Origin of the sequence: Nostoc sp., from assembly GCF_036919615.1 — a bacterium.
Lineage (GTDB): Bacteria > Cyanobacteriota > Cyanobacteriia > Cyanobacteriales > Nostocaceae > Nostoc.
In genome coordinates, this window is the sequence record NZ_JBALCN010000103.1 from 1 (window position 1) to 15489 (window position 15489).

General features: G+C 42.1%; 11 protein-coding genes. 4 read left to right on the forward strand and 7 right to left on the reverse strand.

What is annotated here, in order from left to right; all coding sequences use genetic code 11:
- The first annotated feature begins 153 nt into the window (after positions 1-153).
- Positions 154-336 carry a hypothetical protein gene (locus V7K48_RS32790; RefSeq protein ID WP_335079204.1) on the forward strand — a complete coding sequence of 61 codons (183 nt, stop codon included), beginning with the start codon at positions 154-156 and terminating at the stop codon, positions 334-336.
- Between the two features lie 222 nt (positions 337-558).
- On the opposite strand, the gene V7K48_RS32795 is transcribed toward V7K48_RS32790, so the two are convergent.
- Positions 559-1347 carry a DUF1868 domain-containing protein gene (locus tag V7K48_RS32795; RefSeq protein WP_335079206.1) on the reverse strand — a complete coding sequence of 263 codons (789 nt, stop codon included), beginning with the start codon at positions 1345-1347 and terminating at the stop codon, positions 559-561.
- A gap of 176 nt (positions 1348-1523) precedes the next feature.
- On the opposite strand from V7K48_RS32795, the gene holA reads away from it, so the two are divergent.
- Positions 1524-2513 carry a DNA polymerase III subunit delta gene (gene holA, locus V7K48_RS32800; protein WP_335079208.1) on the forward strand — a complete coding sequence of 330 codons (990 nt, stop codon included), beginning with the start codon at positions 1524-1526 and terminating at the stop codon, positions 2511-2513.
- A gap of 109 nt (positions 2514-2622) precedes the next feature.
- Positions 2623-3114: a DUF4168 domain-containing protein gene (locus tag V7K48_RS32805; protein WP_335079210.1), complete on the forward strand. Its 492-nt coding sequence runs from the start codon at positions 2623-2625 to the stop codon at positions 3112-3114.
- Between the two features lie 577 nt (positions 3115-3691).
- Here the strand turns inward: V7K48_RS32805 and V7K48_RS32810 are convergent.
- The 3 genes from V7K48_RS32810 to V7K48_RS32820 all read right to left on the reverse strand — a co-directional run bounded on the left by V7K48_RS32810 (position 3692) and on the right by V7K48_RS32820 (position 12068).
- Positions 3692-4297 carry a LuxR C-terminal-related transcriptional regulator gene (locus V7K48_RS32810; RefSeq protein ID WP_335079212.1) on the reverse strand — a complete coding sequence of 202 codons (606 nt, stop codon included), beginning with the start codon at positions 4295-4297 and terminating at the stop codon, positions 3692-3694.
- Positions 4298-5056: 759 nt separating this feature from the next.
- Positions 5057-9475: a PAS domain S-box protein gene (locus V7K48_RS32815; protein WP_335079213.1), complete on the reverse strand. Its 4419-nt coding sequence runs from the start codon at positions 9473-9475 to the stop codon at positions 5057-5059.
- Between the two features lie 187 nt (positions 9476-9662).
- On the reverse strand, positions 9663-12068 hold the full coding sequence (locus tag V7K48_RS32820) for a glycoside hydrolase family 31 protein (RefSeq protein ID WP_335079215.1): 2406 nt from the start codon (positions 12066-12068) through the stop codon (positions 9663-9665).
- Positions 12069-12354: 286 nt separating this feature from the next.
- On the opposite strand from V7K48_RS32820, the gene V7K48_RS32825 reads away from it, so the two are divergent.
- Positions 12355-13371: a Vgb family protein gene (locus tag V7K48_RS32825; RefSeq protein ID WP_335079217.1), complete on the forward strand. Its 1017-nt coding sequence runs from the start codon at positions 12355-12357 to the stop codon at positions 13369-13371.
- Positions 13372-13538: 167 nt separating this feature from the next.
- Here the strand turns inward: V7K48_RS32825 and V7K48_RS32830 are convergent, their stop codons facing one another.
- The 3 genes from V7K48_RS32830 to V7K48_RS32840 all read right to left on the reverse strand — a co-directional run bounded on the left by V7K48_RS32830 (position 13539) and on the right by V7K48_RS32840 (position 15418).
- Positions 13539-13901 carry a hypothetical protein gene (locus tag V7K48_RS32830; protein WP_335079218.1) on the reverse strand — a complete coding sequence of 121 codons (363 nt, stop codon included), beginning with the start codon at positions 13899-13901 and terminating at the stop codon, positions 13539-13541.
- Positions 13850-14215, reverse strand: coding sequence for a hypothetical protein (locus V7K48_RS32835; protein ID WP_335079220.1), 366 nt, complete (start codon positions 14213-14215; stop codon positions 13850-13852). The genes V7K48_RS32830 and V7K48_RS32835 overlap by 52 nt, the downstream gene beginning before the upstream one ends.
- A 96-nt stretch (positions 14216-14311) precedes the next feature.
- Complete coding sequence (locus V7K48_RS32840) at positions 14312-15418, reverse strand: NRAMP family divalent metal transporter (protein WP_335079222.1); 1107 nt, start codon at positions 15416-15418, stop codon at positions 14312-14314.
- Between the last annotated feature and the right edge of the window lie 71 nt (positions 15419-15489).

Sequence of the window (15489 nt, forward strand, 5' to 3'; positions counted from 1 at the left end):
ACCAACTTACATTTGAGCAGGTAATTTCTGTCTCTTCTTATAACTTTATCCTGGAAGCTCTATTCTATGCAGCTTCACATTGAATTGGTATAACACCCAGGCTATTAAAGAAAGGCAGTACGTCTTAACATTCCACAGCTTAATCGTTTCATCTTGGCTACTACTGGCTACCTCTCACTCCTTGACCCTGCAAAACTTGACAAGGAAGGATGTCATGTAGGCGAAGGCTGCCAAAACTGCTATATTCATAACTCTCGTAGAGGCGATGTCTGGCGACAAGCCGATGCAGCGTCTACGCATCTAATACTTTACTACGGGCGATCGCACTTCTGGTGATAGGGTTAAAGCAAGCGATCGCTCTTTTGATGATAAGTTTAAAATAGGCCATCGCACTCCGAATAATCATACTTTCGCTTCATGCGATCGTACTTCTAGTGATACTGACTATCTATAGGTTTTAATTTTAAACTATTTAAAAATTGCTTCATTCTCAGGAAGACATAACTAATAATCAGTTAGTGGTTAGTGAATAGAAACTACTAACCACTAACTAATTATTTAAAAATCTAAAATTGGCCAGTTTGGTTCACGATAATAGCGTGTCATGTTGTCAAACTTCCTTAATTCGACGCGATTGATCCAAAATTCTGGCAAATTCAACAGCCATTGTTCATTTAATTCAGAAAGCATTGTACTGAAACTTGTGCGGTCTAAATCAGATGAAACCTCCCCAAAATAGGCTAATGTAACATGGGCTGTGAAGTGATAATGCTGCTCAATACCCAAGGCAATTAACTTGGGATTTTGATAAATTGTTCGGCGAAATTTAATAATTTCCTCGTAGCAGCGTTCATCCTGAGGTACTAAACAAACAGCTACAGCTCTTGGCATCAGTATCAGTCCCAGCATTTGCCATTTAATCGGATGACTCCTGTTTGTCATCAATTGTTGATATTGCTGAAACATTTGGGCTAAACAAGAGTGTAACTCCTCGTCAAATTTGGGATTTTTTTCGCAGGCGTCAAGGTAAGCACCGTCCCAAATTAAATCTGCTAAAGTCACATGGAAGCTAGCAGGAGGTAGAGGTACAATCAAATTACGGTTTACAGGCAACTGCAAAAGTTCCTGTTGATAAGTCTGTAATTTGCCATAGAAAGCAGAGTTTTGTGATTCTTCTTCTGCCGGCGGGGTAATTAGCGTATAGCCAGGAAAGGACGCTGCTTGTCTCAACCCAGAATGTGGTTGAAATTTAGAAGATTCCTGAATATGCTGGGCTTGGGATCTGTAGGCTTCTGGCAGCGTCAGTCGTGCTAACCGATTTAAGTAAGTTTGATAGTTGTCGTCCAATCTTCATAGCCTCACGCTCTCACTTGATAGATTTTAGGGAAAATTTCCCCGATTAACAGAGTCATTTAAAAAGTATTTAGTTTTGGGAGTGAAGATTGAGGAGTTAGGAGTTAGGAGTTAGGAGTTATAAGAATTCTTCCCCAATGCCCAATGCTCATGCCCAATGAGGTTTATCTATGCCAATCTATGTTTACTGGGGTGAAGATGATTTTGCCATAGAAAAAGCGATCGCTATGCTGCACGATCGCGTCCTCGATCCCCAATGGATAAGTTTTAACTACACTTCATTTCCCCCAGAGCAAGCTGATGCTGCGATCCAGGGGTTAAATCAGGTCATGACACCCACTTTTGGCGCTGGTGGGCGCTTGGTATGGCTGATAAATACTACTCTTTGCCAGCACTGTCCAGACAATGTGTTAGCGGAACTGGTGCGATCGCTACCAGTCATTCCCGAAAACTCATTTTTATTGCTCACCAGCCGGAACAAGCCAGATGAACGCCTCAAATCTACGAAATTGTTAAAACAATTTGCTACCGAATTCCGAGAATTTTCCCTCATTCCCCCTTGGAAAACAGAATTGCTGGTGCAATCTGTTAATCAAGCAGCCCAGACTGTGGGCGTGAAACTGAATGCCAATACTGCCCATTTGTTGGCAGAATCTGTAGGAAATGATACACGGCTTCTCTACAATGAGTTGGAGAAATTGCGGCTATATGCCCAAGGTAGCAATAAGCCTTTAGACACTGATACCGTTACGCAGTTAGTAAGAAATACTACTCAAAATAGCTTACAATTAGCAGCAGCAATCAGAACAGGAGATACAGCTAAAGCTTTGACAACCTTGGCGGATCTGATTGATGCTTCTGAGCCGGGATTACGGATAGTTGCCACACTGACTGGACAATTTCGCACCTGGGTATGGGTCAAGATTATGATCGAAAGTGGTGAGCGCAATCAACAAGCGATAGCTATTGCTGCTGATATCGGTAATCCCAAACGGATCTACTTCTTACAGCAAGAAATCAAACTGCTTTCTGTGCAACAGTTAATCTCTTGCTTATCCCTACTACTGGAGTTAGAAGTGAGCCTCAAGCAAGGAGCATCAGAAATGTCAACACTCCAGACTAAAATAATCGAACTTTGTCAAGTATGCCGAGGAAATTGACAATCAAATATAAAAGCTTGATGTATTGAACAGTTGCTGGAACTTCCAACTCCGAAAATAATTCAAGGTTCTTATAATATTCCTGATGTAGTTCTGTGTCATACACTATATGAAGAAAATTTCCGATTTATTTTCCCGACCTAGCCGAAAGCGAATCCTTTTCCAATCATTCTTTTTCGGTGCGATCGCTACTGTGGGTGTAATTTACAATGCTTTTTCATTAAGTTCAAAAGCTTACGCTCAAACTCCACTACCAATAGTTAACAATACTAATACTGAAATTGAGAGCTATGCTCAAGCCGTCCTAGCAATGGAGCCAGCCCGTCAAAATGCCTTTGAAGAAATTAAAAAACTTATTGGTAATGGAGAAATTCCCAACATTCTTTGTTACGATTATAGCAGCATAAATGGTCTTCCAAAGAAGGCTCAAGATATTGCAGTTAACTACTGTACCCGCGCTCAAAAAATTGTTGAAAAGAATGGTTTGACTTTTGAGCAGTTCAACAAAATTACTATAGAACTACTGAATAACAATATTATTTTAAAACAGCAGATTTCTGATGCCCTATTACGCCTGCAAAAACCTCGTGAGTCTCGGTAGTCAAAACTTGCATAAAAATTTTACCAGCTATAGATTACTCTGAATTTTCACGATTTTGCTTGTTGCGACTTGTGCTAATTATAAAAATTATTCAGTCGCCACGCAAAACTTTGTTCTCATACCAGGGTTGATACTACCTTTTTTGTTAATTGATTAGCTTTACTTATGAAATAACTAAATAATTCGGACTTCGGAATTAAAAGGGTACAAGCCACTCAATTCATTAATGAAGATAAAAAATATAATTCATTTTTCAGAGCAAGCAACTTTTCTAGTGGGGGAACAATTACGAATTATACTGACCACAAGCAAGTTGTCAAACAACTTGTTGATGAAAAAATACAGTTAACAACTTGTGGGGGAACAATTACTAATTATACTGACCACAAGTAAGTTGTCAAACAACTTGTTGATGAAAAAATACAGTTAACAACTTGTATTTTACAAATCGATTCTGATTATAGTACTATTATTCAACTATAGGATTCATCTCTGATTTTTGAACAAGATTTCAGATAAAACCCTGATAAAACAGGTTTTTCAGTCTCAGTATATTTTCAAAAATCAAATCTGAGTCCTATATAAGACATGCTTGTCGCTTGGTGTGAATATTTTTCATGTGCTTTTTCACTGTGTTTATGGTGATGTAAAGCTTAGTGGAAATTTCTTTGTAGCTGTAGTTGCTTCTATAAAGAAACCAGATTTCAGCTTCTCGCGGTGTCAAGTCAAATTTTTTAACTTCAGTAATTGCTAAACTTTTCAGAGACTCATATTGATTTTCGATAGTCACTAATAAACAAGGGACTTCAAATCCGTCTAAATCTAGCAGTCTCACCCTAATACGAAAAACATTTGACTTATCAATTACAATCTCATCCAATAGAATGATGAGTTTATTAGAAAACAAATCTTGACTACTAAGTAACGATTCACAAAGATTCCAGATGAGTGGCGGTACAAAAGTTTGGTTGAAATTGCCTTGATTGAATTGACAACAAAGGCGATGAGCAGATGTATTAGCATGAACTACTTCACCAGTTTGGCTTAAAATTAATATACCGTCTTCTAAACCTTCGATTACTTCTTGTAAAAAATCAGCTCGTTTTGAGTCATGTAAGTCAATACTATCTAGTTGTTGTGCTTCAGCTACTGTTTGTACTACTGTTTTTGTTAGGGCGATCATCGGAGGTATTGTAATGTATAAAATACAGGTTATGTGTTATATTTATGAGAGTTGTAAAATGCACTATCTTTTTTTTGCATGATTATCTGAATAAATTACGTGAATATTACAAATAAATCATACTAATAGCAGTAAACAAAAGTGTTATTTTTAGCATATTTTCCTTAAAATACCTAATTAAGAATTTATGTAGTCTGTTTAGATTAACTCAGGTTACATAATTTAAATACAACTCTGAAATTGCCTATTTCGGAAGTCGCTTCCAATAAGTTTTGGATAAGTTCTCCCTACCTGTAGTGACCACTTTATAGCGTTTCTTAATAAAAGTAAGCTTAACTGAACTGTATTAGGGCAAGGGGAAGAAGACCACCCACAAGGCAAGAGGGCATGAACTTCCTCAAATATCAGAAGATTCCGCCCCTAATGGCGGGGCTTGTACCGAAAATCCTTTTTCTCCCCTGCCCCCTGCCCCCTTGCCTTTTTTGGTAAAGGAGAAAAACAGTAAGCCTTTTTAAGGGGAGTCATTGCATTGCCTATTGAAGCCGCTTCATACTAAATAGCGATCGCCCCAATGCACAATAATTATTCATATTGAAATAAAAATATACACATGAATATTTTTAAAATGTAAGTATTCACTAACTACGCTAAATTGCAAAGAAAAAACTGCTTTTTGGTAATTGGGAAAACTTGGAATTTTGGATAAATTTTCATATTAGGAAAAAAGGGAATGGGGCATTGCCTAATGCCCTATTTTCTTTAAGTCCGTCTAACAAGGCTGGCGACTACTGTAGCTAACTCAGCGGCCTCAATAGGTTTAGGTAAATGTAGCTGATAACCTTCTTGTATAGCTCGCATCCGATCCTCTGCCTTAGCATAAGCTGTCAACGCTGCGGCTGGAATATTTCCCCCTAGTTCTGGTGGTTGCGATCGCAGTTTGCGGATCAAAGAATAACCATCTTCTTGGGGCATACCGATGTCGCTGACTAAAACATCTGGTTTCCACTGTGTAATTACCTGCAATGCTTCTTGAACTGATGCTATAGCCTTAACTTCGGCTTGGCACTGTTCGAGTACTGTGGTGATGAATTCACGGCTATCGGCTTGGTCATCTACAACCAGCACCCGCACGCCAAAAAGGGAGAGAATGGGAGAGAGGGGCAAAGAAGCAAAGGGGCAAAAGGGCGGACTCTTCAGAAGTGGTATTTTGACTGTAAACTTCGCTCCTTGTTCTTTACCTGGACTATTTGCGTGGACAGTACCACCATGTAATTCTACTAAATGACTCACGAGCGCTAATCCTAGTCCTAATCCACCATAGGATCTAGTGCTAGAACTATCAGCTTGACGAAAGCAGTCGAAGACGTAAGGAAGAAAATCAGGACTGATACCAATGCCTGTGTCAATCACCTGAATTTGGGCATATTTATCTGTTGTCTGTTGTTTTTCTTGGCCAGTGACTACTGACAATTGCACCTCTACCTGTCCACCTACGGGTGTGAATTTGATGGCATTGGATAGCAGATTCCAGATGATTTGTTGCAAACGCTCGAAATCACCGGAAACTAAGAATTGAGAATTTTCGCCCAGCTTGCTGTCCTCTGAGTGTTGACTGGTTTGGGATTGTGCTTCTGGAGATTCTAGATTTTCGCGATTGACTCCTAATCCCCAATCTGACTTTGGTGCGAAAGTGACCACGGGGAGTATCCCGGGTGGCGCATTTCGCGTTTCTTTTGAGGGAATTAGAGAAAATCTTAAATCGATTTCCTTGGACTGGGCGGCTAGCCTAACAGTCTCGATGGCTGACTCAATTATCCCAAGCAAATTACAAGTACCAACATTCAGGCGTAACTTACCTCTAATCATCCGTGATATATCCAGCAGGTCTTCAATTAGCTGGGTTTGCGCTTTCACATTGCGTTCAATTGTCTCCGTAGCCCTAGCCATTTGGGTTTCACTCAGCTTGCTTCGTTGCAGTAATTGCGCCCAGCCAAGGATGGCATTGAGGGGCGATCGCAATTCATGGGACAATATCCCTAAGAATTCATCCTTCATCCGGTTGGCCTCTTGCAACTGCTCAGTTTGTTGTTGCAAAGAAGCAATTAAACTAGCCCGTTCCATTGCGATCGCTATTTGGTCGCATACTGCTTGCATCATCCCCTTTTGATTGTCAGTGAAGCTTAACCGAGTGCGGCTGCCAAAAGAAAGAGTACCCAACAGCCGTCCTTGGGCGATCAACGGATAACTATAATAAGCAGTAATACCTAAAGAGCGAATCAATTCTGTTTTCTCTTCAGTTGATTGCTGTACATTCTCTACAGCTATTGCACAACGCTCCTGCACGACAGTACCGCAAACCGCTTCACCAAATGCCAAACATTCAATTTCTTTTGCCAGTTCCTGGGAAATGCCACTGTAAGACTCTAGCCGCATTACCTGAGAGTTATTCTCAACTAAATAGTTAAAGTAAACATCTAAACCAATTTGGTCTTTTAGTTTTCGGTAGACGCTATCGATTAGTACTACTGGTTGCTGGCTCGATAGTAAATCGTTAGCTGTGTCAAATAGTAGCTTTAGCCTTTTGTAACCTAACGAGAGGGCTTTTTCTGCCTGTTTGACGTTGCTAATCTCTTGGAACACCAAGATACATGTAGCTGGATGACCGTGCATTGCTGGCAGGGTATCAGCAAATACTAATAGAGAGCGCACACCACCAGGAGTATGCCAGTCTACTTCTAATCCATTCAGGCGTTCGCCAAGGGCAACCCGCACTCCTGGCATTTGCTGATTGGGGATGCGATCGCCAGCCGCATCGGTATAGTGGTAAACTGTGTGATAATCTTCGGCTGGTACACCTTTGGGAAATTCGCCCCCAGCTAATTCGTTAGCAGAACGATTGGCAAAAGTTACCCGCGCCGTTCCTGGTTCGATAAACAGCAACGGTCTTGGCATCAGATTTAACACATCTTCCAGCCATTTTTGCTGATTTAGGAGTACTTCCTCTGCCTGTTTGCGCTCCGTAATATCTAAAAATGCACCAACGCTTCCTCTAGTTTTACCCTCTTCGTCAAATAGGGGTGCAACATACTCCAACAGGTTGACGATTTTTCCATTTTCATGGACAACATCGAGTTCATAATCCAGAACTTCGACACCATGAGTGGCAGAGTATTCCATTGGGAGTTCCTCTGCTAAGAGTTCCCTTCCTTGTCGGTAGAATTTAAAACTTGTTGATCTTTCGTCCAAGGAAGCATTTGTATCTGAGGATATCCCCAACTGCTTGGCAAAAGCAGGGTTAACCTTGATATTTTGGCATTTTGGATCTTCGGCAATCCCAATTCCAATGGGAATCACTTCCAACAAAGTTTGTAACTCAGCAATGCGGCGCTGTAAATCCTTGTTTAGTTGTAAGATTTGTTCCTTAGCCTGTTTTTGTTCGCTGATATTGCGAGTCACTGTTGCTAAGGCAATTGGCTGACGTGTCTTATTGTCTGTAAGAGTGAAGATGTTGTAATCAACTGGTATCGGTTGACCTGTTTGGAGGTGGCAAAAACAGAATTCTCCCTGCCAGCGCCCTTGTAATAGTACAGTCGGCAGTATATGTTCTTGAAAATAGGCTTTGTCTTTGGGCATGACGTAATCTAATACTGCTTTTTGCCTCACTTCATCAAGGCTTGTAAGCCCTACCAGCTTTTGACCTGCATCATTTATGTAGAGTAATTGACCTTCAAGGGTGGCGATGCCGATAAAGTCAGAGCTATTTTCTACCAGCGATACTAATTTTTGTTGCTCTGCTTCTGCTTGTTTGCGTTCGCGTAGCGCAGCTTGCTGTTCGCTCAAGTCGAGGATAAACGCTACTGACTCTTCCCGGTTTTCTCCTAGCAGCACGTAACCAACTAAAACCGAGATGCGGCTACCATCCTTGCGAATATATTCTTTCTCGTAGGGAGTACAAGCACCGTTGGCACTTCCTTGTGCTTCGGCAACACTTCGTTCATCCAAGTATAGATACTCTGGTGGTGTGAGATTGCGCCAACTTAATCTACCTGCTAACAAATCCTCCTGCGTGTAACCAATCATCCTCAATAATTCGTCGTTTGCCTGCTGGATACCGCCATACATGTCGCCAAACAGAATGCCGATGACGTTAGCATCTACGAAACTCCCCAGTTTAGCTTCGTAGGTTCTCAGTGCTTCTTGGGCGCGGTCGCGTTGATGGCTAAGGTTTTCAATAACCGCTGCACTTTGCCAAATCAAAATAGTAAAAATCACAATCAGGACGATCGCAAACACTGATATTACAAAAGCCGGATCGTATTGTCCTGCTCGTTGACCTTCAACAATTACCCACCCCAGTATAAAAGGTACTGCGATCGCCGCAATTAGTAAACGACGTGCAAGTAAGCCGCCGTCGGTATCACTTGTAACTACCCTCATTAACCCCTGTTCTGCTCTTGCCCACAGAATGCCCATACTTAGCAAGAGGAACAACACCGCTGTGTGTAAGGCCATTGATATTGTATAAGGGGCAAGTCCGTAGAGAACTTTTACTTTATAGGCATAGCCCATGAGCGCCTGAAAGGAAATTAAAGTAGCGATTAGAGCGATAATCTGGGCATACCAATAACTGCGGTGGGTTTTTGGATAAACCAGAAACTGTAGGGCGAGGCTGACCAGCATAAAGCTCAGTGCTGTGTTTACCCCCATTCGCCCCAGATGCGATGTCGCTATACTAGTTAGCGAATCACGAAACAGTAGCTCGTCAATGCCAAAATTCCAGCTAAACAGATATTCACAGAGTGTGAGCGCAGCAATTGTGGTGACAGCTATTGCACAGACCTTAGAAATTAGAAGATTAGGGAAGTGGGGAAATAATTTTGAGTCGCACCTTTGGTGCGCTGACAGCGCAACTTGAATTTTGAATTTTGAATTGTTTCCCTCTCCTTTTAACAATAGCCATAGCGACACACCACACAGCACAAAACACAGCGCTGTGTTAACTTTCATTGTGGCAGGACTACCAGGGAAGCCGCGCTTGAGAATTTCAATGCCAAGCCACCAGCCAACTAGTACCAAGCTGCCAACAAAAACAGCGATCGCACTTGCGACTTTTGCCACAAATGAATTTACAGGAACTTTAAATATATCTTGCAGCCGCAAGCGGTTAATGTCTAACATTGAGTGTTCTCTAACCGCATCTATCTAACGTAGTAAACTTACGTATTTCTTACGGTTTAACCATTTCTATCCTTTGTATTGTATGTTACCCCTTGACTTGCTTTTCATCTACCTCTATGCATATTTTTTATTCCACAATGTAGAGTAGGAAATAATGGTGGTTCAAAAAACCACCTTTGTGAGTATTTCAAAATTGCAGACTATGTGGCTTACCATCATCTTGAAAACGTTGCTCTCCAACACCAACAAGTTCTACAATCACTTCACGCGCTGGAGGTGTCCATTTCCCAACTCTTGCTCCAATTTCCACTATTGTTTGGTTTGCCTCTGTAAATACGCTTATATTTGTTAGCGAAAAATATTTATTTTGATACTCGTTTGTCTGTCCATTATCCTCATATAGCTGGTATTTGTTATTACCAGACCAAATCCGTAATCGGATCTCGTCGAGTGGGGCTTGATCAACGTATTGCCTGACAGGTTGCATGGGAACGATCGCACCACTACGGACATACAGTGGCATTGTTTCTAGTGGTGCATGAGCAAGAATGTGAATCGGGCCTTGATAACGTTCACCACTCCACCAATCATACCAAGTGCCAGCGGGTAAATAGACAACTCGATGCTCAACTCCAGGGCGGTAAATTGGTGCAGCCATCAGCGACACACCTAGCAATACTTGATCGTAGAGGCTATAGGTTTTCGGATCGTTGGGGAAATGGTACAATAAGGGTCTTAAAATCGGTGCGCCCGTTGTTGCTGCTTCCCAGAAAAGACTATAAATGTAGGGAAGTAGTTGGTAGCGTAAATTAATATATTCTCGGCAGATATCTTCAACGCGATCGCCAAATACCCAAGGTTCATGACGAGCAGTAGACATTGCCGAATGACCGCGCATCATTGGGTACAGCATTCCTATCTGCATCCAGCGAGCGAATAATTCAGCGGTGGCGTTACCAGCAAACCCACCAATATCGCAACCCACAAATCCCACACCCGAAAGTCCCATGTTGCAAAGCATCGGTAGAGACATTTCTAAATGCTCCCACAACGATTGGTTATCTCCCATCCATACAGAAGACCAGCGTTGCACACCAGCATAACCCGATCGCGTTAACACAAACGATCGCTCCGAGCTTCGATGCCGTTGCAACCCTTCATAGCAAGCTTTAGCCATCATCAACCCATACAAGTTATGCACTTCTGTATGAGTCACATCAATTCTTAATTTTGTTAGCGCAGCGTTAGCGAGTCCGTGAGCGTCATTTTGAATTTTGAATTTTGAATTCTCTCCCTCTCCTCCCTGTGGTGCATCTAGAGGAAACCAAATTTTTTCACCTTCATCACCGAAGGGGCGATCGTTTATGGCAGGTTCATTCATATCATTCCAAATTCCTGCCACACCAACATCAGTTAAGCTTTTGTGTAAATCAGCCCACCAATTACACACCTCAGGACGTAAAAAGTCAGGAAAAACAGCTTTCTCAGGCCAAACGTAGCCGTGGAACAACACACCATCGGCTTTACGCACAAAATAGTCGTTTTCTAATCCTTGGTCAAAAACGTGATAATTACCTTCTGGTTCATATTTTACACCAGGGTCAATGATTGTGACTGTTTTGAAACCATCCTGTGCTAAGTCACTAATAAGTTTTGCCGCGTTGGGGAAGCGCTGGGGACTCCAGGTAAACACCCGATAACCCCGCATATAGTCAATATCGAGGTGAATGACATCGCAGGGAATGCGGCGTTGGCGAAATTCCTTTGCTAATTCCCGCACAACGGTTTCTGATTCGTAACTCCAGCGACATTGATGATAACCTAACGCCCATTTCGGCGGTAGTGGCATTCTCCCAGTTAGCTGAGTGTAAGTCTCCAGGATTTGGGCAGGTTCGGGGCCGTAGATAATGTAATAATCCAATTCACCGCCACGAGTTTCCATCTTCCAAATACCTGGTTGTTCAGCACCGATATCGAACTGACTCCAAAAAGTGGTATTGAAAAAGATGCCATAGCTTACCTCTGGGCGCAAAGCCATAAAAAATGGAATTGCTTGGTACATTTCATCAGTCAGTGCATCATAATCTAAGGCATCCGTTGTCCAATTGGTTTTTACTTCGCTGAGTTTATCCAGAAAGCCTGTGCGTTCACCAAAGCCATAGAAATGTTCATCGGCTGCAATTTCTTTCCACCCTGCAACTGCACCCATCCGCCAACCTATACCCATCTCTGCATCTTGAGCAAAGGGACGGTTAGCTTTGTCAAAACAGGCGATGCGACACTTTTCTCGCTGGACGCACACACGAATCTGTGCTGTTTCAATTTCTACCGTCGCTTTAGTTTCCCGGACAGCAAAAGGTGTTGTCACCCATTCTGCATCATCCAGCGTCACTGCCCAAGAGCGGCGAGGCATAAATTCCCCAGTTTGTGCAAAACGCACACGGATTAAATTGGGAGCAAGTACGCTGATGGTAAGGCGTGAGTCACCACAGTCAAAATTAATAATATTATTGTCCCAGGTTACAGCTTTTACATTGCTAACAGTTGTCCAAGGTTGGTTAGTAGTGGGTAGTTTTCCGAAATATTGCGGCATATCAGTTATTAAGCAGGTTAATACTTGTCCGCATTTCATGATTACAGAGATACTCAGCCTGAAACTCTTTCTTTCGCTAGAAGTTGGGTGAAAGATTAGGAGATATTTTTTACTAAGAGTGGTTTTTGTAATGCACAAGTTTGTGTCGTTACCACAGTAAATACTAATACACTTGGATTAAGGAAATTTATCCGTTGAGGCAGTCAGGGGAAGCAGGACAAACCAGAGGCTACAAATTTATGATTAACTGTACTAAGTAATTATGGTTGTAAGAGCTAACAAAATTATGAGATTTTTTAACTTTTGTTATATCAGCCTCCCACTAATAAGCTTTGCATTACTAGGGTGGATAGCGCCAAGAGCTGATGCAGCACTTTTAGTGGGGAGTTTTAATAATAACTCAGTTCTGCGCTACGACGAAAAAACGGGAGAATTCATTGATGACTTCGTTCCTTCCGGTAGTGGCGGACTACAGGGACCCACTGGTTTAACTATTGGACCCGATAATAATTTGTATGTTAGTAGTATTTTGAGCGGTAGCGTCCAACGTTACGACGGAAAAACAGGGAATTTCATTAGTACCTTTGTTCCTTCCGGTAGTGGTGGACTAGATACACCTGAAGACTTGGTTTTTGGACCTGACAGCAACCTCTACGTTACCAGTATTAACAGCCGCACTAGTAATAATGTTCTACGCTACAACGGGCAAACAGGAGCATTTATCGACACTTTTGTCCCCTCAGGTAGCGGCGGTATCACTGCACCTTTTGGTTTGAGCTTTGGTTCAGATGGAAACCTTTACGTCAGTAGTAGTCTGACTGATAGTGTCTTAAGGTACAATGGGCAAACAGGAGCTTTTATCGATACTTTTGCTACAGAGAAAAAAGGGTCGGAACCTGATGGCTTGAGCTTTGGACCAGACGGCAATCTCTACATCGCTAACTTTCGGACTAATAATATCTTGCGCTATAACGGTAGGACAGGAGCTTTTATCGACACTTTTGTCACATCTGGCAGTGGCGGACTTAACGGTCCTGTAAAGCCAATCTTTGGTACCGACGGCAACCTCTACGTTAGTGGTTTAAATAGTAACAATGTGTTGCGTTACAACGGCAAGACAGGAGCTTTTATTGACACCTTTGTCCCTGCCGGTCGAGGTGGGTTAAATGGGGCTGGCTTTTTGGCTTTCACTGAAGACAGCACTGTTGTTCCTGAACCTAGAATGGGGCTAGCTGTATTGGCGGTTGGGGCTGTGCTAGGAGCAAGCAAGGTACTTAGTCGTAAGCAGAAAGCCACATCATAAAAATCTAGCTTGCTTAAGAGGAGGTAATAATTACGAATTACGTAAGCGTAGCGATAGCGAGTCCGCATACTTGTACTCTTAAGCAAGCTACACACAGGTTTCCCAGAGAGCGTTATTATCAATTACGAATTATTTTGACATCATACTTCTGCCTCTTTCAAGCCAAGTTACTCTGTATCCTGCTGCTCGTCTAATGACTTTAATGCATCTAGACTGCAACGCAAACGCGGCTTGTCAGGGTCAGTCAAATCCAGCTTGTCCCAAGGTATTGTATAACCACCATAAATTTTCTGTGCCCCAAGTAGATGTAAAATTTTTAACCCAATTGTCCAAGCGGATAGCCGTTCTAACACGGCAGCATAACCGATAAGATATTCTTTAACAATCCATTCTTCGCCTTGTTGTTCGGCGCGTACTTCTTCAATGCGTCCAACGGTTTTGCCTGTTGAGTCTAGTACTGGTTTACTCAGTAGTAATTCTAGATGAATTTCACGAGTTGAATTCGGGCGATGATGCGATCGCACAGCCATTTTTCATAGGCTAAGGCTGGTGTTGCTTCAGCTTCAACATCGACTTCGACATCAATACCAATATCCCGCACTTTTGACCACGGAATCCGAAACGGTTCACTTTGTTTAGCACCCCATTTACTTGCAATTGCTGCTACAAAACCTGCCAAACGCGGATTTAGCCGTCTGCGAAGGGTTGTTACTCCTACTTCAATATAAGCAAGTCGTGGTGGTTCGCGATCGCGCAACTCCATCACAATGCCATCAACTTTACCCATTTTACGTTGATTGCGGTCAACTAATTGGTTATCAAGAACATCTCTAATAACATCCATTTTCTATCACTTCTCGTTAATTATTGATAAATTTTACAAGCCACAGAAGCGCAAAGATTGCAAAGACTAAATCCTAATCTAAAATCTAAAATCGATTTATCCTCCAATAATTTCTAATGGAATAGCAACGATCGCTAGCACAAATGTCAGCGCAATTGTAAAAATGACAACACTATTACTAATCCAGCCGTTACGATACTTGCCGACGTATAATTCATCGTTCATCAAAACTAGAAATGGTATAATTACAGGCGGCAAAATTACTGCTGTAATTGCCATTGAAAACAAAGTCAATTGTAATGGATCAATACCAAATACCATCAGTAACGAGGCGAGAAAAACAAACACAGTGTAGACCAAACTAAAGCGTGCGGCATCTTTTGGTTTCAGGTTTTCGCCCCAATTCCAACCAAAAGCTTGAGCCACAATATATGCTGTATCAAGGCTTACCTCCAGTGCTGCACCAAAGCAAGAAATCCCTAAAGATGCCGCAAATAGCACAAAGCCCCAGTAACCAAGAGTTTCTGTCAACATCAGCGCCGCCTGTTCATAGCTATCAACTTGGATACCTTTGGGATTGAGTACCAGTGCTGCCACAATCAACACTCCCAGCGATACGATACTACCAAAGCCCATCCCCAAACCAGCAACAGCGCGATTCACACCGATATACCCTTCATCCCACTTATCTTCTACTGCACCAGATGAGTAGAAATAAAACAAGTAGGGGCTAATCACTGCCCCCAGGATGCCAACAGCAAGGTATAAGTAATGTGCGATGTCTTGTTGTGGCAGAGTTGGCAACAAACCAGAGCCAAGTTGTGTCAATGATGGATGCAGCTTAAAAGTAGCAACGACAAATGCTAGTGTAATTAATCCCAATAAAGAAATACCGTTTTCAATTAATCCAAATGTCCCTTTCCAAAGTAGTAACCAAATTGCAAAAGCCACGGGTAAAGCAAACCACTGAAAACTAATGCCTGTTACTAATTGCAGGGCAATACAAACACCGCCGATTTCAGCTGCTAAAACCAGAAAATCAACGAGAATTTCTGCAACTAGTGGAATAATATAAAAGTTGAACCCAAATCGCTCTCGCACCGCCGCAGCTAATGTATGTTTGCTAACGGCTGCTAAACGTCCAGACATTTCCACTAGAAAGATTACACAAATTGTCCCTAAGAGACCATTTATAAAGTAAATCTTTAGACGACTAGACGACGTAACATAATACGAGTCATAACAGCATATATAGCAGCTTCACTCATTTCTGG

Excerpts from the sequence above, each read along its gene's own strand:
- V7K48_RS32825 (WP_335079217.1), top strand. The coding sequence starts at position 12,355 with ATGAGATTTTTTAACTTTTGTTATATCAGCCTCCCACTAATAAGCTTT.
- V7K48_RS32820 (WP_335079215.1), bottom strand. The coding sequence starts at position 12,068 with ATGCCGCAATATTTCGGAAAACTACCCACTACTAACCAACCTTGGACA.
- V7K48_RS32835 (WP_335079220.1), bottom strand. The coding sequence starts at position 14,215 with ATGGATGTTATTAGAGATGTTCTTGATAACCAATTAGTTGACCGCAAT.
- V7K48_RS32830 (WP_335079218.1), bottom strand. The coding sequence starts at position 13,901 with ATGGCTGTGCGATCGCATCATCGCCCGAATTCAACTCGTGAAATTCAT.
- V7K48_RS32810 (WP_335079212.1), bottom strand. The coding sequence starts at position 4,297 with ATGATCGCCCTAACAAAAACAGTAGTACAAACAGTAGCTGAAGCACAA.
- holA (WP_335079208.1), top strand. The coding sequence starts at position 1,524 with ATGCCAATCTATGTTTACTGGGGTGAAGATGATTTTGCCATAGAAAAA.
- V7K48_RS32805 (WP_335079210.1), top strand. The coding sequence starts at position 2,623 with ATGAAGAAAATTTCCGATTTATTTTCCCGACCTAGCCGAAAGCGAATC.
- V7K48_RS32815 (WP_335079213.1), bottom strand. The coding sequence starts at position 9,475 with ATGTTAGACATTAACCGCTTGCGGCTGCAAGATATATTTAAAGTTCCT.